The following is a 24037-nucleotide window of genomic DNA, read 5'->3' as shown; positions in this document are numbered from 1 at the left end:
GGTGCACAGTGAATTTCCCCACGCCGAGGCTCGTAAATCCCTACTGCTCCAGCAGAAAGCGGTGCAGAGTGCGGACGCCGAACTTCAGGGACTCGACCGGCACCCGCTCGTCGACCCCGTGGAACATGCCGGTGAAGTCGAGGTCGGCCGGCAGCTGCAGCGGGGCGAACCCGTAGCCGGTGATGCCGAGTGTGGCCAGATGCTTATTGTCAGTGCCGCCGCCCAGCATGTATGGCACGACGACGGCCTCTGGGTCTTCGTCTTTCAGCGCCTGGACCATCTGCTCCACCAGGGCACCGGAGAACGGCACCTCCAGCGCCGGGCCCTGGTTCATCAGTTCGAAGGTGACCTTCTCCCCCGCCAGCTCGCGCAGGGTCGCAGCAACCTTTTCATCCTGCTCAGGCAACGTGCGGGCATCAACCAGCGCCTCAGCCTGGCCCGGCACCACATTGTGCTTATAGCCGGCTCGCAGCAAAGAGGGGTTGGAGGTGTTGCGCAGAGTCGCGGCGATGAACTTCCCCGCTGAGCCGGAGGCCTCGATCAGCGCCGAAGGGTCCTCCGGGTCGAAGGGGATCCCGGTGACCTCTGCCAGCTGCTCAAAGAGCGCGCGGGTGGTCTTGGTGTACTCGATGGGCCATTCGTGAGCGCCGATCGCCGCCACCGCCTCGGCCAGGTGGACCACCGGGTTGTCCCTATGGATGGCTGAGCCGTGGCCCGCAGTGCCGTGGGCGGTCATCTTGGTCCAGTGGATGCCCTTCTCGGCGGTTTGGATCAGGTAGGTGCGAGTCCCTGCGATGTCCGCGGAGAATCCACCCACCTCACTGATCGCCTCAGTGGCGCCGTCGAAGAGTTCCGGGTGGGTCTGGGTCAGCCAACGGGCACCGTAGGTGCCGTTGTCCTCCTCGTCGGCGAAGAAAGCGAAGATGATGTCGCGCTTGGGCTGATGGCCGTCCTGAGCCATCTGCAGCATGGAGGCCAGGATCATCGCGTCCATGTCCTTCATGTCCACTGCCCCGCGGCCCCAGATCAGCCCGTCGATGAGCTCGGCCGCGAAGGGGTCCACCTGCCAGTCCTCAGCCTGGGCGGGGACCACGTCCAGGTGTCCGTGCACCACCAGCGCGCCGGCATCGGGGTCGCTGCCCTTCATCCGGGCCACCACATTGGTCCGGCCGGGGGTTTTCTCATAGAACTCGGGTGACAGTCCGGCCCGGCGCATGATCTCAGCACAGTACTCGGCGGCGTCGCGCTCCCCGTTGGAGGTGCCCTCACCCCAGTTGGAGGTGTCGATGCGGATCAGGTCACGGCAGAATTCGACGACGTTGTTCTCCATAGCCACCACCCTATCGGCACCGGGCCCAGAAGCCTGGGCGCTCGCTGGCACCGTATGCCAGAACGCTGCCGAACCCACCGGGCAGCAGTCTGCATCGCCTCAGAGGACCTGGATCACCCTCGCTTCTGAGCAGGAACCATCACCGACCTGCGCCCTCGGTCTGAGCCCTCTCCGGCTCGGCGGCGGATTCTGTCATCGCCGAGAATCGCTGCCCGATCAATATGTAGGGTGAAGATTATGCACAACACAACCTGGACGCCCGGACTTTCGATCCTCGGTGCCGCCCTGCTGGTCTCCTCCTGTGCTGCGGATACGGCGGCGACTGACGATGTGACAGCCACACCTGAGCAGGATGAGGAGATTGTCACTTCCGGCGAGGTTGACGGGACGCTGGAAGACGATGTCCACAGCGACGACATATACGCTCCGCCTCTACCGCCTGGCAGTGAAGCACCGCCCATTTATGACTATGAGGACGTGCCTGTCCCTGACACGCCGTTTGAGCATGCGCCCATCGAACAGGCATTCGCGGACGCCCTGGACGACGGCGCAGAGCCTGACGATGCCGGACTCATCGAGTTCGATGAGCCGATCAGGGAGCTGACCGTCAAAGGCCAGACATTCACCGTTGACGGCGTGATCGACCCCAGCAGCGCCACGCCGCTGTATGAAGACCAGCTCACGCAGGACGGAGCAGGTCCGATCACCGAAGAGCTGACCGGCATTCCCTGGCCTGATAGGCGAAGCGACATCCTCGACGCGAACGCTTCAGCCACGTCATGCGAGGGAAACGAACAGTACATCTGGCTTTCCTACGACACCGCAGAGACTCCCACCTGCTTTGAGGAGTCCGGTGGTGTGACCGATCCGTATTTCCGAACGATCAGCGCGGTATGCCACAGCTCGGAATCGCAACGGGCGAGCACTTTGTACATGGGACTGGGCGGTGAGTACTCGTTCAACACGCCGTGGGGACACGGCACAGGATGGGATATGACCTACCAGGGACCCCAGACGTCGGGAGCCAACAGCTGCTACGCCTTCACTGTCCCGGTGCGGGGTGCTGACACCACCCTCAGCAACGTCTCTGGCTGAGGTTCGCAGCACAAACCGTCTTGACGATAAATGAAGGTGGAGGCATGCGCAACACTATCTGGACGCCTGTCCTCTCAGCCCTCGGAGTCGCCCTGCTGGTCTCATCCTGCGCCGGGGACGCCTCTGCCTCCGACCGACGATGGGCCAGCGCCGAGCACCAGCGCCTGCGAGGAGTCAGAAGCGGCTGACCTCGAGGCTGACCGATTGGGGACCGCTGACTGAGGACCCCTAGCCGACGGTCTGGAAGTGACCGAAAGCGTTGCGGCCCGAACCAATATTCTGGTCCCGCCTGGCTACATCGTCGAATCCGAGGAACACCTTGCCGAGATGTGTCCGGAGACGGCAGCGGGGTGGACTGGAGAGGCAAACGCCGAATCCAACCTTTACGCTGTACCCCATCCTGATCGGGCGCTCCGGCCCTGCCAGCAGATCGTAGATGTGGAGGGCAACGTTGGCGTCCACTATCTCGATGGTGAAGACGGTGCGGGTATCGAAGTCCATCACCTCCACTGCGAAGACCCCGATGAACTCGCTGAGAAAGCCTCGTACAACGGCGGAAGCCAGCCGGTTAGGTGGCCCCAGGACTGGGGCGGCACCGGCGCGATGCCTGACCCCTACTGCCACCCGGACTATCTGAGATCGGTGAGCGGGAGCACCTGGTCAATCACGACGACGCGGCCAGGTCTGACTCAACCTGTGCTCGGAGCGGGACTTGAACCTGCACCTCCGAAAGTGTGAAGGCTAGCACCTCAATCTGCCACTGATCAGGGTTTTCGACCTTTCTCTCTTGATGTCATGCGGTTCTCTCGACGCACTCACCGATCTGCTGCGGTCTCATAGAACCTCGTTCGACGCCGTTTGTGACACCGTTCGACGATTTGGCATCTACATGCTGGCGGGGGGAACTATGGCCCGGTGCTCCACAGGGGTCGAGTAGACGACGCTGGTGGAGACCGCTCCGAGGGTTGCCAGTTTCGCGTTCGTCTTCTCCAGATCGGCCATAGAGGCGGCATGAACTTTGAGGATGAAACAGTCCTCTCCGGTCACATGATGCGCCTCGGTGAGCTGGGGTAGGTTCTCCATCAGGTCATAGAACGGTTTGTAGTGCCCTGATGGGTAACGCAGGCGCACTATGGCCAGGATCGGGAAGCCCATCACCTCAGGGTCCACTACTGCGCGGAATCCCCGAATGACTCCGCTTTCAGTCAGTCGGCGCACACGTTCCGCAGTGGAGCTGGCAGATAGGTTGATGCGACGAGCAAGCTCTGCGGTGCTGATGCGCCCATCTTCTTGCAGCTCGAAGAGGATGCGGGAATCTGTCTCATCCAGGGCGGGGTGCGTATTAGACGGCATAACGTGGATACTAACGGCGATTCCATGGTGCGAGAGATCAATTTCCGTGTATCGCTTGTTCATCGCCCGCAGCGTGAGTCATAGCGTTAAAGCATGATGACTGCTGAAGAGTTTTTCCTGACATCCCTGGCCTTCAAGACTGACCCCTCTGACCTGAGCGAAGCACGAATGAAGGGAGAGGCCCCCGTCGTCGTCGATGTGCGCAACCAGGCGTCCTGGGATCAAGGGCATATCCCAAATGCTCTGCACATCCCCCGGGCTGACCTGGCTGATCGTATTGCCCAGCACGTCCCGGATAAGAGCAGCGAGATTGTTCTCTACTGCTGGGGACCAGGCTGCAACGGCAGCACCAAAGCTGCGCTGGACCTCGCCAGGATGGGCTACACGAATTTGAAGGAACTCCTGGGCGGCTACGAATACTGGGCCAAGGAAGGCCTTGCCATCGAAACAGCCCGGGGCCGCACTCGCCGCCCCGTAGACGACCTCACTGCGCCAGTCTGACCTGTACTCTTACTGGTCGTGGAACAGTCCGGCCACTGTCACGCGGAGTCCCTGTGCCAGTTTTCAGAGCACGTCAAGGGTGGGGTTCTGACGGCGCGCTCGACGCCGCTCATGTAGGTACGGACCGGGTCCTACATGGTGCGCGAACGCTTCTTGCGACCACCCTTCACGGGTGCGAAGCCCACGTACGCGCTGACCACACGCACCACGTTGGTCAGGAATAGTCTCAGGCACATGACAAAGGTCTCGGTATCGTGACTCCGGACCTATTGGACTAACAAGCACGCCAGGACTGCGCGTGGTGACTGTGCTGACAGAACCACTGACTTGATGTTCTGAGGCCTGCCTCACTGGTAAACTCGGTGTGGTGAGTAATGCCAAACAGACAGTCATTTCCAGCACTGGCATTGCGGCCAAACACTGGGCACCTCTGATGATCTTCTGCGTTGCGGCGTGTTTGCCAGGCATCCTGTTCACGATTGGTGAGAGGACAGCCTTCCTCGTCGTGTTGGGGATCTCCGTGCCGACGCTGCTCCTGGTAGCTGCTGTCTGCCGTATGCGTGTAGTTATCACCACTGATGCCGAAGCCCTGCATGCCCGTTGCATGGGAATCTTTCAGCGGCATTTCCGCTGGGAGGAGATTACTTCCATTGAGCCTGGCCCGGATACCGGCTTCAGCGCCGGTATGGGGCTGCGCATGCTTCCCGGCGGCGTCACTGGATTACTAGTTGGCGGGCCGAGTGTGCGGCTGCGCTGCAGCGGGCAGGAGCACCTGCTCAGCACCAGCAATCCCGAGCACGTCATCGCCGAGATTCAGTCTCGCATGACCGCCGTCCGTACCTGAGAGAACACATATCTCGACGCCTAACAGGTTGCAGCACCCGCCGCCCGGGCGGCGACCTCACCGCGCACGCCTCCTGACGCTGGCAGGACCCTCAACGTCTTCGAGCATCTTGACGCGGGGTCCGCTCACCTGGTCCTCTTGGACTGAAAGCACAGCCTAACCAGCCCCTATGTAAGGTGAAGATATGCGTCACACCACCTGGACCTCTGCACTCTCGATCCTAGGCGTGGCTCTACTGGTCGCCTCCTGTGCCGCGGATACCCCAAACTCGGACAATGAGTCAGCCTCGATCCCGAGCGTTGAGCCAGAGTCGAGTCTCGACACTGTTGAAGTGTCGGAAGACTCCGGCGCTGAGGTTGTTGTAGAACACCTTCAGTGCGATGACCCGGAGGCCCTGGAGGCCAAGGCCGAGCACAACGCTGACCGTGATCAACCGGTCGGGTGGCCCCTGGAGGAACGACAGGCAGGAAAACTCCCTGACCCGCTGTGCCATCCGGACTATCTGGAGATTGGTGAGTGGGTCCACTTTGAGGAGCACTACGCCTGCTGTGAGGGCATCGAGACATCCAACATCGTCCACGATGGAACGCGCTCCCAGGACTCGATCAACGAAGGACTCTGGGAGCAGTCAATGGCGCGGTTCCAGTGGAGTGAAGAGGCCAACCGAAATCGCTGAGACCATCTTCGGCACTACCTCTGACTGAAGTTCCCGCCACAGCACTACGACACGGTAAGTATGGTGAAGATATGCCCAACAAAACCTGCACGCCCGTACTCTCAGCCCTCGGAGTCGCCCTGTTGGTCTCATCCTGCGCCGGGGATGCCTCTGCCGCTGACGATGAGCCAACGCCGAGCACCAGCGCGGCAAGTGAGGTCACGGAAGCCGCTGAGATGACCGAGGAGCAGGAGGAACCTGAGTCTGAATCTGAGTACGTTCTGATAGAGCCGGACCCAGTGTACGAGGACGCGGTGGACTGGGACCCAGAGATTGCGACGGAGAACGACGGCACGTGGTATGAGCCGGAAGGCGGCATGGTCTACACCCGGATCGACGGCGAGGTCACGATGACTCCGATCGAGGAGATCGAGGACTTCGACCCCGCTGACTACACGGTGATGCGCGGCGAGGGCGTCTCTCACCTCGAATGCACCAACAGCGCGGCGCTGGCCGACAAGGACCAGCACAATGCCGGACGTGATCAGCCGGTCGGCTGGCCCCAGGAGTGGGACGGTTCCGGGGCGATGCCTGACCCGCTCTGTCACCCGGATTACCTCGAAATCGGTGAGTGGGAGCACCTAGAGGCACACTCTGCCTGCTGGGAGGGCGACGAGACCGCTACCCTCTGGCGGACTTTCCAGACCGACGACGAGGTGAACACGTTCCTGTGGGAACAGTCCCAGGCCCGCGCCGACTGGGAACCCAACCCACCGGGGGGAACCTGTGCCGAGCAGTGGGCAGAGCACGACGGCGGTGACCCCGAAGACTACGCGGAGTACGGCAACGCTGACGAAGGCTAAGCGAAGGCCAGTTGTGCACCGGATTTGTGCACCATCCCTGATCCGGGACAAAGCAAGGCCCCTGTCTGTAGCTAGTGAGACAGGGGCCTTGCCGTACATTTGGCCTTGTCAGAGCGGGGTACCACCCGATTCTGGCCTGTGCGCGGAGCGGGACTTGAACCCGCACCTCCGATAAGTTGGAGACTAGCACCTCAAGCTAGCGCGTCTACCTATTCCGCCACCCGCGCAGGGTGCCTGCTTCAACGTGAAGCCAAGAGAGCTTAGCACGTCGGCAGGCGGAGCCGGAAACTCTTACTTCTTGCCGCCGAAACCAGCGAAGCGCTTGTTGAACTTGTCCACACGGCCGGCGGAGTCCATGATGCGCTGCTTGCCGGTGTAGAACGGATGCGAGGCGGCGGAGATCTCGACGTCGATCACCGGGTAGGTGTTGCCGTCCTCCCACTCCATCGTCTTCTCGGAGGTGGCAGTGGTGCGGGTCAGCACCTTCTCCCCGGAGGAGAGGTCGTTGAAGATCACCGGCTGGTAAGTGGGGTGAATGTCGGGTTTCATGCTCGTGTCCTTTACTAGTGCCGCTGGTCTTTAGTGCGCGGAATCTGGGGGATCCCGCTATCCAAAGCTGCGCCAGAGGCTGGGATACAAAAGATCAAGGGCCGGGAACGGCCAACGATCAATCCTACACCACAATGCGGCTGCTCGTCACCCTAAGAAGAGGTTGCGCAGCATGACCCCTAGCGCCACCAGACCCAGGGTGATGATGATCCCCCGCAGCACCACCGGGGAGAGTCTCCGGCCCACCCAGGCGCCGATCAGCCCACCGAGGGTGGAGCCCACGGCGATGATGGCCACGACCCCCCACAGAATCACCCGGTCCTCCGGCTCGCGCACCAGGTAGTCGACCACCACATAGTTGATCGCGGCGGTGAGGTTCACGAAAGCCACCAGGAGGTTCTTCACCCCATTGGCCTGCTGGATGGTCGCTGCCAGGAACACGCCCAGCACCCCCATCAGCAGGATGCCCTGGGCGGCGACGAAGTACCCTCCGTAGATGCCGGCGAAGAACACCAGCAGAATCAGCGGCCAGCCCACCGAGTCCGCCGCCTTGGCCGCCACTGTCTCCGGATCATCATCCGGCTGTGGAGTCTGTGGGTCAGAGTCCAGCATCTCCTCGGCGGCCCGTCGCTTGACCCACGCGGACAACCGCGGCTGGGCGATCACCATACCCAGGGAGATCACAATCAGAAACGGCGCTACCGTGCCGAAGACCTCTTCGGGCAGGGTGATCAGCAGGGTCGCCCCAATGACACCGCCCAAGAATGAGGCCGGGACCAGACGGGCCAGCACTGACCTGACCTGAATGATCTCGCGCCGGTAGCCCCAGGCCCCGGTGAAGTTTCCCGCGATCAGTCCCATCGCATTCGACACGGTGGCAGCTACCGGAGGCACCCCCATGGCCACCAGCACCGGGAAGGTCACCAGAGTGCCAGAACCGACCACGGCGTTGATGGCTCCGGCCCAGACCGCTGCCAACAGAATGAGAAGCAGGAATCCTATGCCGAGACCGTCAAGTTCAAAACTAAGCAGTGTCTCCATGCGCTACTGCCTCATGAAGGCAGAGTAGCGGCCCCCGCGCTCAGTGAGCTCAAGCGGCATATCGAACGTGGTGCTGAGTTTCTCCGAAGTCAGCGTCTCACCGAGCGGGCCGGCAGAGACCACCTTGCCGTCGCGCAGCAGAAGCACATGAGTGAAACCTGGTGGAATCTCTTCCAAATGATGGGTCACCAGCACCGTGGCCGGTGCGAACTCCTCGGACACCAACTGCGAGGTTCGGGACACCAGCGCCTCACGCCCTGCCAGATCCAGACCAGCTCCGGGCTCGTCCAGCAGCAGCAGCTCTGGATCGGTCATCAGCGCACGGGCTATCTGCACACGTTTCCGCTCCCCCTCACTCAGGGTTGCGAAGGGCCGGTCGAAGACCGTGCCCACACCCCAGGCGTTGAGCAGGTCGAAGGCACGGCGCTCGTCGAGGCTTTCGTACTCCTCGCGCCACCGTCCGGTGACCCCGTAGGCGGCGGTGACCACCACGTTGAGAGCCGTCTCGCGGCCGGGCAGTGAATTGGCCACCGCATTGGAGCACAGGCCGATCCGCGGCCTCAGCTCAAAGACATCAACCCGGCCCAGCGTCTCGTCCAAGACTGTCGCCTCACCAGCTGTCGGGAAGAGCCTCGCTGCGGCAATCTGTAGCAACGTGGTCTTTCCCGCTCCATTGGGCCCGAGGATCACCCAACGCTGTCCGTCCTGGATCTGGAAGCTCACATCATCAAGGAGCAGTTTGCGGCCGCGGCGCACGGTGACACCTGAAAGATTCAGCACTGGACTCATGCGCCCAACACTACCGAACCGGCGCGGCGGTTATAGGGTGAGACTCGCTATGACTGATCGACATCCAGGAACTGTGGCCACAATCGCCGCCGAAGGTCTCGACGGCGCGCTGATCCGCTCCCTGACCGCCGAGTTCGAGCGCCGAGGAACTGTCCACCACACCGAGGCGGCAGAGTTCGCCACCGGCACCTCTGCGGTGCGAGCTGTGCGCTGGTTCCTGGAACTCGCTGATGCCGACGATGATTTCGGCACCCAGCTGATTCAGTTACTGCTCGACGACGCAGCTGAGCAGACAAAGAGCACAGGACAGACTAAGCAGATCATCACCACCGCGGTCCTGCCCGCTCCGCAAAGACCAACCGATTCCCTGATGCTCGTCATGGATGTGGACTCCACACTGATCGATCAGGAGGTCATCGACCTTTTGGCTGCCCATGCGGGCCGGGCCGAGGAGGTCGCTGCGGTCACCGAGCGCGCGATGCGCGGGGAGCTGGATTTCACCCAGAGCCTGCACGCCAGAGTGCGCGCTCTGGGTGGTTTGAGCGACACAGTTCTTCACGAAACGTTCCGTCAGCTGACCCCCAGCCCTGGTGCCCGTGGGCTCATCGCCATCTGTCAGCGTCATCAATGGCCGGTCTACGCAGTCTCCGGCGGATTCCGGCAGATCCTGGAGCCGCTCGCCGCAGAGCTGGGGCTGACCGGCTTCGACGCCAACACTCTGGAGATCGCCCACGGCCAGCTCACCGGTGCGGTCGCCGGACAGGTGGTGGACCGCGCAGTGAAGCGCCAGCGGCTCCTGGAGTGGGCTGGCCACCACAGGATCGGTATTGAGCATGTCGTCGCAGTCGGCGATGGCGCCAATGACCTGGATATGGTGAACACCGCTGGGGTCGGGGTCGCTTTCTGCGCCAAACCGGCACTGGCGGAGCAGGCCGATCTGGTGATCAATCACCGCAGCATGGAGCTGATCGCCTACGCCCTCGGCTTACCGTTGAATCGCGACTAAATCGGCTCTCCCCGGTAGGGTGGAGTGAGAGAACTCACGGCACAAGGGCGTGCCTCCTGGAAGCCCCTTTGTAGAATCGAAACCACCGCTTGGAGGACACTCACAGTGACCGAAATCTTCACCGACCTCGACAAGAAGGCCGTGGACACCCTGCGTGTGCTCGCCGCCGATGCCGTCGAAAAGGTCGGGTCCGGCCACCCCGGCACCGCCATGTCGCTCGCCCCGGCTGCCTACCTCCTGTTCCAGAAGGTCATGCGCCATGACCCCTCCGATCCGCAGTGGATCGGCCGGGACCGGTTCATCCTCTCCCCCGGGCACACCAGCCTGACCCTGTACCTGCAGCTGTACTTCTCCGGCTACGGCCTGGAGCTCGACGACATCAAGGCCTTACGCACCTGGGGCTCTGCCACTCCCGGGCACCCGGAGTACGGGCACACCGCCGGTGTGGAGATCACCACCGGGCCGCTGGGCCAAGGGCTGGCCTCCTCGGTCGGCTTCGCCTATGGGCAGCGCCGGCTGCGCGGTTTGCTGGACCCCGAGGCTCCCGCCGGCGAGTCCCCCTTCGACCACCGCGTCTGGGTCATCGCCTCCGACGGCGATCTGCAGGAGGGCGTGACCTCCGAGGCCTCCTCGCTGGCCGGCCACCAGCAGCTGGGCAACCTCAATGTGATCTGGGACGACAACAAGATCTCGATCGAGGACGACACCGATATCGCCTTTAGTGAAGACGTGCTGGCACGCTACGAAGCCTACGGCTGGCACGTCCAGCGGGTGGACTGGCTCAAGACCGGTGACTACGTCGAAGACGTCACCGAACTGGAGCGCGCCCTCACCGCGGCCAAGGCCGAGACCGGCAGACCCTCACTGATCGCGCTGCGCACCATTATCGGCTGGCCCGCACCGGATAAGCAGAACACCGGCGGTATCCACGGCTCCAAACTGGGCGCTGACGAGCTGGCGGCCACCAAGACCGTGCTCGGGGCAGATCCGGAGCAGCACTTCCAGGTCGAGGACGAGGTCATCGCCCACGCCCGCAAGGTCACTGAACGCGGTGCCGAGGCTCGTGCCCAATGGGAGATCTCCTACCGCGCCTGGCGGGAGGACAACGACGCCGCCGCAGCACTGCTGGACCGTCTGCTCGCCGGCGAACTGCCCGAAGACTGGGAGCAGGCTCTGCCGGTGTTCCCCGCGGGCGAGGACGTCGCCACCCGTGCCGCCTCGGGTAAGGTCATCAACGCCGTCGCCCCGGTGCTGCCCGAGCTGTGGGGGGGCTCGGCAGACCTTGCCGGTTCCAACAACACCCTGATCTCCAGTGCAGACTCCTTCGGCCCGGAGACGAGCTCGACGGGCAAGTTCACCGCCAGCCCCTACGGGCGCAACCTGCATTTCGGGATTCGTGAGCATGCCGCTGCGGCCATCACCAACGGTGTGCAGCTCTCGGTCCCGCTGCGTACCTACAACGGCACCTTCCTGATCTTCTCCGACTATCAGCGCCCGGCCGTGCGCTTGGCTGCACTGATGGGAGTGGGGTCCATCTTCGTGTGGACCCACGACTCCATCGGCCTGGGCGAGGACGGACCCACCCACCAACCGGTGGAGCAGCTGGCCAGTCTGCGCGCCATCCCTGGCCTGGACGTCACTCGCCCAGCCGATGCCAACGAGGTTGCCGTGGTGTGGCGGGAGATTCTCACACGCACCACAAAGCCCGCCGGTATCGCACTGACCCGCCAGGGAGTCCCCACTTTCGCCCGGGGTACCGGTGCGGCCACCGCTGAGGAGTTCGGCTCTGTGGAGGGTGCCGCCAAGGGAGCCTATGTGCTGGCAGAGGCGGTACGCGGCGGCGTCGTCGTCACCCCTGATGTGATCCTCATCGGGACCGGCTCAGAGGTCTCCCTGGCTGTGGAGGCGCGCGATGCGCTGGCGGCCAAGGATGTAGCCGCCCGTGTGGTGTCCGCACCATGCCTGGAGTGGTTCGCCGAGCAGGATCCTGACTACCGCGACTCTGTACTGCCGGCTGGGGTGAAGGCCCGGGTTGCCGTGGAGGCAGCCCACCCGCTGTCCTGGTACCCCTATGTGGGCGATGCCGGCCGGATCGTGGGCTTGGACCACTTCGGCGGCTCCGCGGACTACAAGACCCTCTATGAGCAGTTCGGCATCACCGCCGAGGCAGTCACCGCCGCAGCCGAGGAGTCCATCAGCGCTGCCACTGACTGAGACCCATCACCAACGGACCTAGGAGCAACAATGACCGCCGAAACCACCGCACTGACGGGCAATCCGAACACCAAGGCGCTCTCCGAGGTAGGAGTCTCCATCTGGCTCGACGACCTCTCCCGAGAGCGGCTGAACTCCGGCTCACTGGCCAAACTCATCGAATCCCACCACGTAGTGGGTGTGACCACCAATCCGACCATCTTCGAATCTGCCGTCCAGTCCGGCGAGGCCTATGAAGAGCAGCTGGCGAAGCTGGCGGCCGAAGGGGCGGACCCCGAGCAGGCCGTCTTCGAGATCACCACCAGCGACGTCCGTGAGGCCTGTGATGTCTTCGCCGGAGTCTACGCCGCCACCGACGGCGTAGACGGACGGGTGTCCATCGAGGTGGACCCGCGGCTGGCCCACAATGCTGATGCCACCATCGCCGAGGCCAAGCGGCTGGCCGAAGCAGTCGGCCGGGAGAACGTGCTGATCAAGATCCCCGCCACATTAGAAGGCATCGAGGCGATCGCGGCGGTGCTGGCTGAGGGCATCAGCGTCAACGTAACTCTGGTCTTCTCCCTGGAACGCTACCGGGCAGTCATCAATGCCTTCATGCTGGGCCTGGAGAAGGCACACGCCGACGGACTGGACATCTCAAAGATCCACTCGGTGGCCAGCTTCTTCGTCTCCCGGGTGGATTCCGAGGTGGACAAGCGCCTGGATCTTGCCGCCGAGGAGGGCAAGCCAGGCACTGAGAAGCTGAAGTCCAAAGCAGCCATCGCCAACGCCCGGCTGGCCCACCAGATCGCCGCAGAGTCTTTCAGCTCCGAGCGGTGGCTGCTGCTGGCCGAGCGGGGCGGACATCCGCAGAGACTCCTGTTTGCCTCCACCGGCACCAAGGATCCCAGCCTCTCCGACACGCTCTACGTCACCGAGCTGGCCGCCGCCGGAGTGGTCAACACCATGCCGGAGAAGACGCTCAACGCTCTGGCCGATCACGGTGAGGTCGACGGTGACACCATCACCGACACCTACGTGGAGTCCAACCGGGTGCTCGACGGCGTCTCGGCGGCCGGCATCAGCTACCGCGGAGTGGTCGGCACCTTGGAGAAGGAGGGCGTGGAGAAGTTTGAGAAGTCCTGGGAGGGGCTGCTCAGCACCATCGAAGAGGGACTGAAGAGGAACGCATGAGCTCATTGTCACTGACCCTGCTCGGCGCCGCCCGTGAGGCTGCCGATACCCAGGTTCCCGCACTCGTGGACCACGAGTTCGCCTCCCGGCTGGCCGCGAAGGACCACACTCTCTGGGGCCGAGCCGCAGAGGATGAGTCCGCCAAGCGGCTCGGCTGGGTCTCGCCCTTCGAATCCTCCCGGCCATTGGTCGAACAGATCACCGCACTGCGCGCCGAGCTCACCGCTGAGGGAGTGGACCGGGTGGTGCTGGCCGGCATGGGCGGGTCCTCACTGGCCCCGGAGGTCATCTGCGCCACCGCCGGGATGGACCTCACAGTGCTGGACTCCACCGACCCCCAGCAGGTGGGAGCAGCCCTGACTGGCCTTGAGCGCACTGTGCTGGTGGTCGCCTCCAAGTCCGGTTCCACGGTGGAGACCGACTCCCAGCGCCGGATCGTCCAACAGGCCCTCACCGAGAACGGCGTCGATACCTTCGCCCGCACTGTGGTGGTCACCGATCCCGGTTCCCCGCTCAGCGAGCAGGCCCGTGAACAGGGTGTGCGGGCTGTCTTTGAGGCTGATCCCACAGTGGGCGGGCGGTACTCGGCACTGACCGCTTTCGGCCTGGTTCCGGCCGGCTTGGCCGGGGTGGACATTGCCGCTCTGCTGGACGAGGCAGAGGCTGCCCTGGACCTGCTGGCGGAGGACGAGACCACCAATCCCGGACTGCAGCTGGGCGCGGCCATCGGCGGCACCTCCCCGTTACGGGACAAACTGGTCATCACCGATGCAGGCTCACCGCTGATCGGCCTGGGGGCCTGGATCGAACAGCTGGTGGCCGAGTCCACCGGCAAGGACGGCACCGGGCTGCTTCCGGTGATCGTCGCCGACGGGGAGCCTGAGCTGACCCGAGACGCCGACGACGTCCTGGTCGTCGAGATCGTCGACGCCGACGCTGAGGGGGGCGCCTCAGTAGACGCTGATCCTGCTCAGACGGTGGTTTCACCGCATCTGGTGCGCACCGGCGGCAGCCTCGGGGCACAGCTGCTGCTCTGGGAGTTCGCCACTGCGGTCGCAGGTGCGCTGCTGGGCATCAACCCCTTCGACCAGCCGGATGTGGAGTCTGCCAAGGCTGCTGCCCGGGGGCTGCTGGACTCCCCCGCTCTGGAGACCAGTGAGCCGGTGATCGACGGTGCCGTGGAGATCCGTGCCGCCGGCGATGAATCGCTGCTGGACGCCGGCGGCACCACAGTGGCCGAGGCGGTGCGGGCTTTGGTGGATCGCGTCCCCGGCAACGGCTACCTGGCGGTGATGGCCTATTTGGACCGCACCACTGAGGCGCGGCTTGAGGAGCTTCGCCCGCAGCTGGCCGCGCTGTCCGGGCGCCCGGTGACCTTCGGGTGGGGGCCCCGATTCCTGCACTCCACCGGACAGTTCCACAAAGGCGGCCCCGCAGTGGGGGTTTTCCTTCAGCTGACCACCGCCGCTGACGCGGATCTGGAGGTCCCGGACCGGCCGTTCAGCCTCAATCAGCTCATCGAGGCGCAGGCCAATGGAGACGCGCAGGTGCTGGCCGATCATGGACGCCCTGTGCTCCAGCTTCACCTGAGTGACCGGAGGGCCGGCATCGACCAGGTTCTCGAGGCCGTGGCCGGACTCGGCTGACCGACTGATGAGCATCAGGGCACACGGGGATCCGCTGGCGCCGGCACTAGCCCGCACAGCACGACACAACGGTGGCAGGCCTGCCGGAGACTGCGCCATGGTGATGTTCGGGGTCACTGGCGACCTGGCACGGAAGAAGCTCCTGCCAGCTCTCTACGACCTGGCCAACCGCGGCCGGCTGCCCGCCAGCTTCAGCCTGGTGGGCTTCGGACGCCGGGACTGGAACAACGAGGAGTTCGCCGAGCAGGTCAAGGGGCATGTCCGAAAGGGTGCCCGGACCGACTTCGACGAAGGGGTCTGGCAGAGGCTCGCGGCCGGGCTGAGATTCGTCCAGGCCGAAGGGTTCGAGGACGACGCGGCGTACCAGCGCCTGGGCCAGGAGCTTGTCGACCTTCAGGACCAACGCGGCACCGGCGGTAATCATGCCTTTTACCTGTCCATTCCGCCGAACTCCTTCGAGACGGTCAGTCAGAAGCTCTCCACCCATGGACTGGCCCGCCGAACGACCTCCGGCGCAGACCCATGGTCCCGGGTGATCATCGAAAAACCCTTCGGGCACGATGAAGCCTCCGCCCATGAACTGAATCACGCCGTGGAACGCGTCTTCGCCTCCAACGACGTCTTTCGGATTGACCACTACCTCGGCAAGGAGACGGTCCAGAACCTTCTGGCCCTGCGCTTCGCCAACCGGCTGTTCGAGCCGCTGTGGAACAACCAGCATATTGACCATGTACAGATCACCATGGCAGAGGACATCGGCATCGAGGGCCGGGCCAGCTACTACGACGGAGTGGGCGCGGCCCGCGACGTCGTCCAGAACCATCTGCTGCAGCTTCTGGCGATCACCGCGATGGAGGAGCCGATCAGCTTCGACGCCGATCATCTGCGCCGGGAGAAGGAGAAAGTCCTGGAGGCAGTTCAGGTGCCCTCTGACTTGGCGTCAGCCAGTGCCCGTGGACAGTACACATCGGGGAACCAGGAAGGACAGGAGGTGGTCGGCTTTTTGGAGGAGGAAGGGTTCGACCCGACCTCCACCACGGAGACCTATGCCGCCTTCACGCTGGGCATCCGCACCCGCCGCTGGGACGGGGTGCCGTTCTACCTCCGCTCCGGCAAGCGGCTGGGCAAACGTGTCACCGAGATCGTGGTGACGTTCAAACACGCTCCTAATCTGCTGTTCAGCGAGGCTGACGAAGATGAGTTCGGGCAGAACGCGCTGATCATCCGTATCCAGCCCAATGAGGGTGCCACGCTTCGCCTGGCCTCCAAAGTTCCCGGTACGGGTATGCAGATCCGTGGTGTGGACATGGACTTCAGCTACGGACGGTCCTTCACCGAGGAGTCGCCAGAAGCCTATGAACGGCTGATCCTGGATGTGATGCTGGGTGAACCTCCGCTGTTCCCGCGGCACCGCGAGGTGGAGCTTTCCTGGCGCATTCTGGACCCGTTCATCACGCGGTGGGAGTCCTTGGAGGAGCAGCCGGAGCCCTATGCGCCGGGCTCATGGGGGCCAGAGTCTGCCCACGAGCTGCTGGCCCGGGACGGCCGCGCATGGAGAGTTCCTTGAGCCTGGCGCCCTACGCTGATGAGGCAAGACAACGACGACGCCGGAATGAGAGTGGTTGCCATGGGAATTCAGGTCAACGCCGAGACAGCAGACCCGCAGATCGAGATCTACGAGGACCGATCTGCGGTGGTCCAGGTGATCGCCAAGAAACTGTTGGGCGTGCTGGCTGAGGCAGTCGAAGCCGACGGTGTTGCCCACGTCTCGCTGACCGGCGGAGGGGCCGGCATTGCGGTCCTGGAAGCGGTGGCGGAGTTGGTCCGGGAGGACAGCTCAGGTGCTCCGGACTGGTCCCGGGTGCATTTCTGGTGGGGTGATGAGCGTCTGCTGCCCGAACGCGACGCAGAGCGCAATGAGACCCAGGCCCACCAGGCGCTGCTAGATTTCCTGGTGGCAGAGGGCGGGCTTCCGGCGGAGAATATCCATCCGATGCCGACCTCCGAACAGGCCGCGGATCCGGCGACTGGTGCCAGCATCTACGCCCAGGAATTGGAGCGGTTCTCACCTGAGGGCGGGATCTCCGGCCCTCAGGGGCGGCTGAACATGCCGCCGTTGGCTGTCATGCTGCTGGGAGTCGGACCTGACGGGCATATCAACAGTCTCTTCCCTGGCAAGGACGCCCTCACGGTGACCGACCGGACCACTGCCGGGGAGGAGGACTCCCCCAAGCCTCCACCTCTGCGGGTGACACTGACCTTCGACGCCGTGCACACTGCCCAGAGGGTATGGCTGGTGACCGCTGGAGGTGACAAAGCGCAGGCCGTTGCCCACGCACTCTCCCCGGGGGCCGACGTCTCCCAGTATCCCGCTGCGGGGGCTTCAGGCATCCAGGAGACAGTGTGGCACCTGGACCGGTCAGCCGCCGGAGAACTCAGCTAGCCCACACAGCCCAGGCTGAAAAGGCGCTTACCAACTTCCGGTGGCCTGGATGATCAGAGCCAGTGCCACAATGATCAGCCCCCAGACGATGCCCAGCACAATCGTGAGCCGCGTGAGATTTCGCTCAGCGACTCCGGAGGATCCCAACGAAGAGGTGATTCCTCCGCCGAACATATCGGACATTCCCCCACCGCGACCCTTGTGCAGCAGGATCAGCAGAATCAGGAGCAGGCTGATCACCAGCAAGGCGACCTGAAGCCCGATGGACAAAGCACTCACGTAGGGCCTTTCTTCGACGTTCGGCGGAATTGCGCAGCTACCAGGATACAGCCTCAGGCGGTGACATGCTTTTCGAACTGGGCAATCTTGGCGAACTCCTCGGCGTCCAGGGAGGCTCCGCCGACCAGTGCGCCGTCGACATCGGGGCCCGCCAGGATGGCGGCCACGTTGCCGGACTTCACCGAACCGCCGTAGAGGAGGCGGACCGTGTCGGCGAACCCCTGGCTGAACAGCTCGGCCAGTTTGGCGCGGATGGCGGCGGCCAGCTCCTGGGCGTCCTCGGGACCGGCAGTTTTGCCGGTGCCGATGGCCCATACCGGTTCGTAGGCGATCACCAGGTCGGACAGCTGCTCAGCGGTGAAGCCTTCCAGCGCAGCCTCGACCTGAGCCAGAGTGTGCGCCACATGGTTTCCAGCCTCACGGACCTCCAGTCCTTCACCCACACAGAGCACAGGCGCCAGGCCATGTCGCAGTGCGGCCTCGATTTTGCCGCGGACCACATCATCGCCCTCACGGTGAATCTCCCGGCGCTCGGAGTGGCCGACCAGCACTTGGGTGCAGCCCAACTTGGCCAGGAAGGCTCCGGAGATGTCCCCGGTGTAGGCACCCTCGGCCTGGGGTGAAAGATCTTGTGCCCCATACTCCACGGCGAGCTTATCCCCGGCCACCAGGGTCTGGACACCGCGGAGGTCGGTGAACGGCGGGAAGACGGAGACCTGAACACGCTCGTAGTCGTGATCGGCGTCCTCGAGTGTCCAGGCCAGTTTCTGGACCAACGCAATGGCCTGCATATGGTCCATATTCATCTTCCAGTTCCCCGCAATGAGCGGTCGGCGCACAAACGTACCGTCTTGCTTCAGCGTCATATCTCTTCCTTCAGATGGGGGGTGTGGGCCTGGCCCCACATATCAAGCACCTAAGGCTTCGATTCCAGGCAGTGTCTTGCCTTCGAGGTATTCCAGCGAAGCTCCGCCGCCGGTGGAGATATGGCCGAAGCGGGTTTCGTCGAAGCCCAGAGCGCGCACCGCCGCCGCAGAGTCGCCGCCGCCCACCACGGTGAAGCCATCGGTGCCGCTGAGCGCTTCTGCCACTGCAGCGGTCCCGGTGGCGAAGGCCTCCATCTCGAACACGCCCATCGGGCCGTTCCAGAAAACGGTCTTCGAAGCTGCGATCTCTGACGCGAAGGCCTTTGCCGTATCCGGGCCGATATCCAGCCCCAGGGCCTCTGCCCCGTGGCTGCCGGTTTCCAGCTTCTCCACCGGAAGCACCTGATGCTCGGCATCGGCGGCGAAGCTCGCGGCCATGACGATATCGGTGGGCAGGACCAGCTTGCAGCCCTGCTCCTGCGCCAGCTGCATGAAGCCGCGGACCGTCTCCAGCTTGTCCTCCTCCACCAGGGACTTGCCGATGCCGTAGCCCAGTGCCTTGGCGAAGGTGAAGACCATGCCCCCGCCGATCAGCAGGGCATCTGCCTTGGGGATGAGGTTCTCGATGACATTGAGCTTGTCCGAGACCTTGGAACCACCGAGCACCACGGTGTAGGGGCGCTCTGGGGTCTCGGTGAGCTTCTTGAGCACATCCAGTTCAGTGGCCACCAGATCGCCCTGATAGGCAGGAAGCCTGCTGGCGACGTCGTACACAGAGGCGTGCTTGCGGTGCACCGCTCCGAAAGCGTCGTTCACATAGGCCCCGTTCTCTCCCGTGAGGGAGGCGAGTTCGGTGGCGAGTTCGGCGCGTTCGCCGTCGTCCTTGGACGTCTCGCGGGCGTCGAAGCGCACATTCTCCAACAGCAGGATCTCCCCTGCCTCGAGCCCCTTCGCTGCGGTATGGGCGCTGTCGCCGACCAGATCATCGGCGCGCTTGACCGGCACCTGGGTCAGCTCCGCCATCCGGGATGCCACCGGTCCCAACGAGAACGCCGGATTCGGCTCACCCTTGGGACGGCCCAGATGTGCGGTGACCAGCACCCCTGCCCCGGCTGCGGCCAGCTTCTCCAGCACCGGCAGCGAGGCGCGAATACGGCCGTCGTCGGTCACGGCACCCTCGGCGAGCGGGACGTTGAGGTCCGAGCGGACCAGAACAGTACGGCCTGAGACGCCTTCGGCAATCAGATCATCAACAGTCGAGGTCATGTGTTCAGATTACCAATCGTTGAGAGGCGGGGCACCGACTCAGAGCTTACCGCTGACGTACTTGGTCATCTTGACCAGTCGTGAGGAGTAGCCGTACTCGTTGTCGTACCAGCCGAAGACCTTGACGGTATTGCCGATGACCTTGGTCAGCGGAGCGTCGAAGACCGCACCACTGGGATCACCGATGACATCGGTGGAGACGATCGGATCCTCGTTGTAGGTCAGAGCCCCGGCCAGCGGCCCCTCGGCAGCCCGCTTGAAAGCCGCGTTGACGTCTTCGACGCTCACACCGCTCTTCTCCACAGTGACGGTCAGGTCGGTGCCCGAGACGGTGATGGTGGGGACTCGCACCGCGAATCCGTCGAGCTTGCCATCCACCTCTGGGATCACCGCGCCGATGGCTGCTGCGGCGCCGGTGGAGGTGGGGACCATGTTGACCGCTGCGGCGCGGGCACGGCGCGGATCCCGGTGCGGAGCATCGTGCAGACGCTGGTCACCGGTGTAGGCGTGGATGGTGGTCATCAGACCCTCAACGATGCCGAACTCATCGTTGAGCACCTTCACCAGCGGAGCCAGGCAGTTGGTGGTGCAGGAGGCATTGGAGATGACGGTATGGTTCTCAGCCTCGAAAGTGCCCTCATTGATGCCGAACACGAAAGTGCCGTCGACCCCCTTGGCAGGAGCGGAGGTGATCACCTTCTTGGCACCGGCTTCAATGTGCTTGCCGGCCCCTTCCTTCGAGTTGAAGAAGCCGGTGCACTCAAGCACGATGTCCACGCCCAGCTCGCCCCAGGGAAGCTGTGCCGGGTCACGCTCAGAGAACAGCTTGATGCGCTGGGAGCCAATCACCAGAGTCTCATCCTCCACGGAGACGGGTGCGGGGAAGCGGCCCATGATGGAGTCATATTTGGTCAGGTTGACCAGTGCAGCCGGATCAGTGAGATCGTTGATCGCCACGAGCTCGAGGTCCGCCTTCTGATCCTCCAGCACGCGCAGAACGCTGCGGCCGATACGTCCGAATCCGTTGATTGCGATCTTGGTCGCCATGAGTGATTCCTTCCGTTTCCAACTCGAGAGGCTTCTGCAGTCTGGGGACAGCTGCCCTGGAAACGAGTTGGGGATCAGCGGCACCGGACGATAGCCCGGCGCTGCTGACCCCCAACAACTTCGTTGTTCTCAGGTGCTCTGCAGAACAGTGTTCAGTTTTCTTGCATCTATTGTGTCACAGCTTTGCCGCAGCGACAGGACAACCTCGCTCGCGCTCAGGGTGCGATGAGTGCGCTTGCCCCGGCCCGGGCGGCAGCCAGACGGGAGGCGACGTCCTCCCAGTTGACGATGTTCCAGAAGGCCTTGACGTAGTCAGGCTTGACATTCTGGTAGTCCAGATAGAAGGCGTGCTCCCACATATCCAGCATCAGCAGCGGGGTGGTGGCCACCGGGACTCCGTTCTGCTGGTCGTAGAACTGCTCGATGACCAGGTTGCCGCCGATCGGCTCATAGGCCAGGATCGCCCAGCCCGAACCCTGAATGGTCAGCGCCGCCTGGGTGAACTGCTCCTGGAATGCCGAGAAGCCGCCAAAGTACTCGTCGATGGCCGCAGCCAGCTCACCTTCGGGGCGCTCCTGCCCCTCGGGAGTCAGGTTCTTCCAGAAGATGGAGTGATTGGTGTGCCCGCCCAGGTTGAACTGGAGGTTCTTCAGCAGCAGCGGGGTGGTGGCGTAGTCGCCCTTCTCCCGGGCCTCAGCGAGCTTCTCCAATGCGGTGTTCGCACCGCCCACATAGGTGTTGTGGTGCTTGGAGTGATGCAGCTCCATGATCCGGCCGGAGATGTGGGGCTCCAGGGCGCCGTAGTCGTAGTCAAGCTCAGGAAGGGTGTATTCAGCCATGCTTTTCCTCCTTATGACGGGGTGTTCCGAGGTCACTACCTCGCTCTGACTCAATCCTATGCGCCGCGCAGCTGAAAACTTAAGGAGTTACCACGTATGACAATGACTGTTCACCAAGAGGTGAAAAGGGAGAAGGGAAACAAATAATTAGTCATGACTAAATCAAGTCCGTCAGGTCAATCTCCGAGCATGTCTTCGGTGACGTTGGCATCGGTGCCAGGGATCCGTCTCTCCTGCGCGCGTTTGTCCGCCATGGCCAGCAGCCGGCGAATACGCCCGGCAATGGCATCCTTGGTCATCGGAGGGTCTGCGAGTCTGCCGAGCTCATCCAGGGAGGCCTGCTTATGCTGCAGACGGAGCTTGCCTGCGTACTCGAGATGCTCAGGCACCTCATCGCCGAGGATCTCCAGGGCTCGGGCCACTCTGGCACCGGCTGCGACGGCGGCCTGGGCAGAGCGGCGGAGATTCGCGTCATCGAAATTGGCCAGCCGGTTGGCGGAGGCGCGATGCTCACGGCGCTGTCTGCGATCCTCCCAAACCTCCAGGGTCTTCTGGGCGCCCATGGCGGTGAGCAGCTTGCCGATGGACTCTGCATCGCGAATAACCACCCGGTCGGCGTTGCGGACCTCCCGGGCCTTGGCGAGGATATCCATCCGGCGGGCCGCACCGACCAGCGCCAGAGCCGCCTCCGGGCCCGGGCAGGTGACCTCCAGGGAGCAGGACCGGCCCGGTTCTGTCAGCGAACCATGGGCCAGGAAGGCCCCGCGCCAGGCCGCCACGGCGTCTGCGACGGTGCCGTTGACAACCACTGCTGGCAGTCCGCGCACAGGCCTGCCGCGTCCGTCGAGAAGACCGGTCTGGCGGGCCAGAACATCTCCCTCCCGGACCACCCGCACCACGTAGCGCGAGCCGCGCTTGAGACCGTTGCCTGAGACCACGATAATCTCGCAGCTGTGTCCGTAGACCTCCCCGAGCACAGTGCGCAGCCGCCTGGCAGTGCGAGCGTGGTCAAGCTCCGCCTCGATGACGATGCGCTGGGAGATGAGGTGCAGCCCGCCGGCGAATCGAAGCATGGCGGAGACTTCGGCTTTGCGCTCCGAGGTGGTGGAGACCACGACCCGGGAGAGTTCGTCTTTGACCGACTCGGTCAGCGCCATAGTTATCGAGTCCTCGTGTGGTTGTCGTCAAGTGCTCAGGAGCGTGCGTCATAGTATCTCAGGCACCGAAAACCTCGCTGAACGCGATGGCCAGGCGCAGTGGATCATGCACATCCGGTTGGGATTCCTTGCGGACCCGGGCGTAGAGAATCTCAGCTCCAATCCGGGCAGCGGCAGTCTCGAAGCTGTCCTGCTCAGCCTCGGTCACTGACCGGGGATCGGCGATCACGGCGTCGATGTGCAGCTCTGGGGCATAGTCGGCCAGCACGCCCAAGTGGTCCGCCGGGCTCATCCCGGCGGTCTCATCGGTGTCCGGCTTGAGGTTCATCACCACGCAGCGTTTGGCCTCGGTCTCACTGAGAGCGGTGCGCAGACCGTGAAGCAGCAGATGGGGAAGCACGGACGTGTACCAGGAACCCGGCCCGAAGACGACCCAGTCGGAGAGCTCAATGGCGGTCAGCGCCTCCATACAGGGCTCAGCATCCCCGGGCTCTAGCAGCAGGTCAGTGAGTCTGCCCAGGCTCCCGGCGCGGGCAAGCTCGGCCTGCGAGGTCATCCGCACGGGGGCCTCGCCGTCTTTGGGGTGGATCAGGCCGGAGAGTGTCAGCGGGGTACGGGACATCGGCAGCACCTGACCGCGGGCACCGAGCAGCGCTCCCGCCCAACGGAGTCCCTCCACGGGATCTCCGAGGAGCTCCCACAGCGCCACGATCAGCAGATTGCCCAGGGCATGGTCGTCGAGACTGCCGGTGATCCCGTCCTTCGAGGTGAACCGGTGCTGCATGACATCAGCCCAGGTGCGTCCCCAGTCGGTGTCGTCACAGAGCGCGGTCAGCGCCATCCGCAGATCACCTGGGGGCAGCACGTCCATGTCTTTCCGCAGCCGCCCGGAGGAGCCCCCGTCATCGGCGACGGTGCAGACGGCGGTCAGGTGCTCCGCGGCCACGATCCGCAACGCCTTGAGCGTGGCCGAGAGCCCGTGCCCGCCGCCGAGGGCGGTGACCCGGAAGGAGGCTCGGTTCACAGGGGCCACCGGTTGAGTGCTGAGCACAGGCACTGGGCCGGTCATCTGGGTCATGGA

Annotated in this window: 25 protein-coding genes and 1 tRNA gene; 12 read left to right on the top strand and 14 right to left on the bottom strand. The window is 63.8% G+C overall.

What is annotated here, in order from left to right; genetic code table 11:
* Window positions 1-40: 40 nt before the first annotated feature.
* Window positions 41-1330 carry a M20/M25/M40 family metallo-hydrolase gene (locus tag DVO78_RS12465; protein ID WP_120005203.1) on the bottom strand — a complete coding sequence of 430 codons (1290 nt, stop codon included), beginning with the start codon at window positions 1328-1330 and terminating at the stop codon, window positions 41-43.
* 237 nt (window positions 1331-1567) lie between these two features.
* Between DVO78_RS12465 and DVO78_RS12460 the strand changes: the two genes are divergently transcribed.
* Window positions 1568-2425: a hypothetical protein gene (locus DVO78_RS12460; RefSeq protein WP_120005202.1), complete on the top strand. Its 858-nt coding sequence runs from the start codon at window positions 1568-1570 to the stop codon at window positions 2423-2425.
* A gap of 44 nt (window positions 2426-2469) precedes the next feature.
* Complete coding sequence (locus DVO78_RS17590; RefSeq protein ID WP_157984026.1) at window positions 2470-2613, top strand: hypothetical protein; 144 nt, start codon at window positions 2470-2472, stop codon at window positions 2611-2613.
* A gap of 40 nt (window positions 2614-2653) precedes the next feature.
* Here DVO78_RS17590 and DVO78_RS12455 read toward each other — a convergent pair whose 3' ends face one another.
* Together DVO78_RS12455 and DVO78_RS12450 are read right to left on the bottom strand one after the other, a co-directional pair.
* Window positions 2654-3049: a hypothetical protein gene (locus tag DVO78_RS12455; RefSeq protein WP_120005201.1), complete on the bottom strand. Its 396-nt coding sequence runs from the start codon at window positions 3047-3049 to the stop codon at window positions 2654-2656.
* Window positions 3050-3310: 261 nt separating this feature from the next.
* On the bottom strand, window positions 3311-3778 hold the full coding sequence (locus DVO78_RS12450) for an Lrp/AsnC family transcriptional regulator (protein WP_120005200.1): 468 nt from the start codon (window positions 3776-3778) through the stop codon (window positions 3311-3313).
* Between the two features lie 93 nt (window positions 3779-3871).
* On the opposite strand from DVO78_RS12450, the gene DVO78_RS12445 reads away from it, so the two are divergent.
* The 4 genes from DVO78_RS12445 to DVO78_RS12430 all read left to right on the top strand — a co-directional run bounded on the left by DVO78_RS12445 (window position 3872) and on the right by DVO78_RS12430 (window position 6641).
* Window positions 3872-4279 carry a rhodanese-like domain-containing protein gene (locus tag DVO78_RS12445; protein ID WP_120005199.1) on the top strand — a complete coding sequence of 136 codons (408 nt, stop codon included), beginning with the start codon at window positions 3872-3874 and terminating at the stop codon, window positions 4277-4279.
* Window positions 4280-4643: 364 nt separating this feature from the next.
* Window positions 4644-5123 (top strand): hypothetical protein, encoded by a 480-nt coding sequence (locus tag DVO78_RS12440; RefSeq protein ID WP_120005198.1) that lies wholly within the window; start codon window positions 4644-4646, stop codon window positions 5121-5123.
* A gap of 184 nt (window positions 5124-5307) precedes the next feature.
* A complete protein-coding gene (locus DVO78_RS12435) occupies window positions 5308-5799 on the top strand; it encodes a hypothetical protein (RefSeq protein ID WP_120005197.1) in 492 nt (163 codons plus the stop codon).
* 71 nt (window positions 5800-5870) lie between these two features.
* Window positions 5871-6641: a hypothetical protein gene (locus tag DVO78_RS12430; protein WP_120005196.1), complete on the top strand. Its 771-nt coding sequence runs from the start codon at window positions 5871-5873 to the stop codon at window positions 6639-6641.
* 139 nt (window positions 6642-6780) lie between these two features.
* Here DVO78_RS12430 and DVO78_RS12425 read toward each other — a convergent pair.
* From DVO78_RS12425 to DVO78_RS12410, 4 genes are all read right to left on the bottom strand, one after another.
* A tRNA-Leu gene (locus DVO78_RS12425) sits at window positions 6781-6868 on the bottom strand.
* A 64-nt stretch (window positions 6869-6932) separates the two neighbouring features.
* On the bottom strand, window positions 6933-7190 hold the full coding sequence (locus DVO78_RS12420) for a type B 50S ribosomal protein L31 (protein ID WP_120005195.1): 258 nt from the start codon (window positions 7188-7190) through the stop codon (window positions 6933-6935).
* A 147-nt stretch (window positions 7191-7337) separates the two neighbouring features.
* Window positions 7338-8231 (bottom strand): sulfite exporter TauE/SafE family protein, encoded by an 894-nt coding sequence (locus tag DVO78_RS12415; protein WP_120005194.1) that lies wholly within the window; start codon window positions 8229-8231, stop codon window positions 7338-7340.
* 3 nt (window positions 8232-8234) lie between these two features.
* Window positions 8235-9020: an ABC transporter ATP-binding protein gene (locus tag DVO78_RS12410; protein ID WP_120005193.1), complete on the bottom strand. Its 786-nt coding sequence runs from the start codon at window positions 9018-9020 to the stop codon at window positions 8235-8237.
* Window positions 9021-9069: 49 nt separating this feature from the next.
* On the opposite strand from DVO78_RS12410, the gene serB reads away from it, so the two are divergent.
* The 6 genes from serB to pgl all read left to right on the top strand — a co-directional run bounded on the left by serB (window position 9070) and on the right by pgl (window position 17502).
* Complete coding sequence (serB, locus tag DVO78_RS12405; RefSeq protein WP_238385283.1) at window positions 9070-10026, top strand: phosphoserine phosphatase SerB; 957 nt, start codon at window positions 9070-9072, stop codon at window positions 10024-10026.
* A gap of 105 nt (window positions 10027-10131) precedes the next feature.
* A complete protein-coding gene (gene tkt / locus DVO78_RS12400) occupies window positions 10132-12240 on the top strand; it encodes a transketolase (protein WP_238385282.1) in 2109 nt (702 codons plus the stop codon).
* 30 nt (window positions 12241-12270) lie between these two features.
* On the top strand, window positions 12271-13413 hold the full coding sequence (gene tal, locus DVO78_RS12395; protein ID WP_202912183.1) for a transaldolase: 1143 nt from the start codon (window positions 12271-12273) through the stop codon (window positions 13411-13413).
* Window positions 13410-15059, top strand: coding sequence for a glucose-6-phosphate isomerase (locus DVO78_RS12390; protein WP_120005192.1), 1650 nt, complete (start codon window positions 13410-13412; stop codon window positions 15057-15059). The genes tal and DVO78_RS12390 overlap by 4 nt, the downstream gene beginning before the upstream one ends.
* Window positions 15060-15156: 97 nt before the next feature.
* Window positions 15157-16626, top strand: a complete 1470-nt coding sequence (zwf, locus tag DVO78_RS12385; protein ID WP_238385299.1) for a glucose-6-phosphate dehydrogenase — start codon at window positions 15157-15159, stop codon at window positions 16624-16626.
* Window positions 16627-16644: 18 nt separating this feature from the next.
* Window positions 16645-17502, top strand: coding sequence for a 6-phosphogluconolactonase (pgl, locus tag DVO78_RS12380; RefSeq protein WP_238385281.1), 858 nt, complete (start codon window positions 16645-16647; stop codon window positions 17500-17502).
* A 27-nt stretch (window positions 17503-17529) separates the two neighbouring features.
* On the opposite strand, the gene secG is transcribed toward pgl, so the two are convergent.
* From secG to DVO78_RS12345, 7 genes are all read right to left on the bottom strand, one after another.
* Window positions 17530-17781, bottom strand: a complete 252-nt coding sequence (secG, locus tag DVO78_RS12375) for a preprotein translocase subunit SecG (RefSeq protein ID WP_120005189.1) — start codon at window positions 17779-17781, stop codon at window positions 17530-17532.
* A 53-nt stretch (window positions 17782-17834) separates the two neighbouring features.
* On the bottom strand, window positions 17835-18647 hold the full coding sequence (tpiA, locus tag DVO78_RS12370; protein WP_120005188.1) for a triose-phosphate isomerase: 813 nt from the start codon (window positions 18645-18647) through the stop codon (window positions 17835-17837).
* Window positions 18648-18689: 42 nt separating this feature from the next.
* Window positions 18690-19913, bottom strand: coding sequence for a phosphoglycerate kinase (locus DVO78_RS12365; protein ID WP_120005187.1), 1224 nt, complete (start codon window positions 19911-19913; stop codon window positions 18690-18692).
* Window positions 19914-19952: 39 nt separating this feature from the next.
* A complete protein-coding gene (gene gap / locus DVO78_RS12360; protein ID WP_120005186.1) occupies window positions 19953-20960 on the bottom strand; it encodes a type I glyceraldehyde-3-phosphate dehydrogenase in 1008 nt (335 codons plus the stop codon).
* A 215-nt stretch (window positions 20961-21175) separates the two neighbouring features.
* Complete coding sequence (locus tag DVO78_RS12355; RefSeq protein ID WP_120005185.1) at window positions 21176-21799, bottom strand: superoxide dismutase; 624 nt, start codon at window positions 21797-21799, stop codon at window positions 21176-21178.
* Window positions 21800-21975: 176 nt separating this feature from the next.
* Window positions 21976-22956 carry a DNA-binding protein WhiA gene (gene whiA / locus DVO78_RS12350; RefSeq protein WP_120005184.1) on the bottom strand — a complete coding sequence of 327 codons (981 nt, stop codon included), beginning with the start codon at window positions 22954-22956 and terminating at the stop codon, window positions 21976-21978.
* 58 nt (window positions 22957-23014) lie between these two features.
* On the bottom strand, window positions 23015-24034 hold the full coding sequence (locus tag DVO78_RS12345) for a gluconeogenesis factor YvcK family protein (RefSeq protein ID WP_120005183.1): 1020 nt from the start codon (window positions 24032-24034) through the stop codon (window positions 23015-23017).
* Window positions 24035-24037 lie beyond the last annotated feature (3 nt).

This window comes from Nesterenkonia muleiensis (genome assembly GCF_003600155.1).
Taxonomy (GTDB): domain Bacteria; phylum Actinomycetota; class Actinomycetes; order Actinomycetales; family Micrococcaceae; genus Nesterenkonia; species Nesterenkonia muleiensis.
Note: the sequence above shows the minus strand (reverse complement) of the source record. Positions and strands in the feature narration are given on the sequence as shown.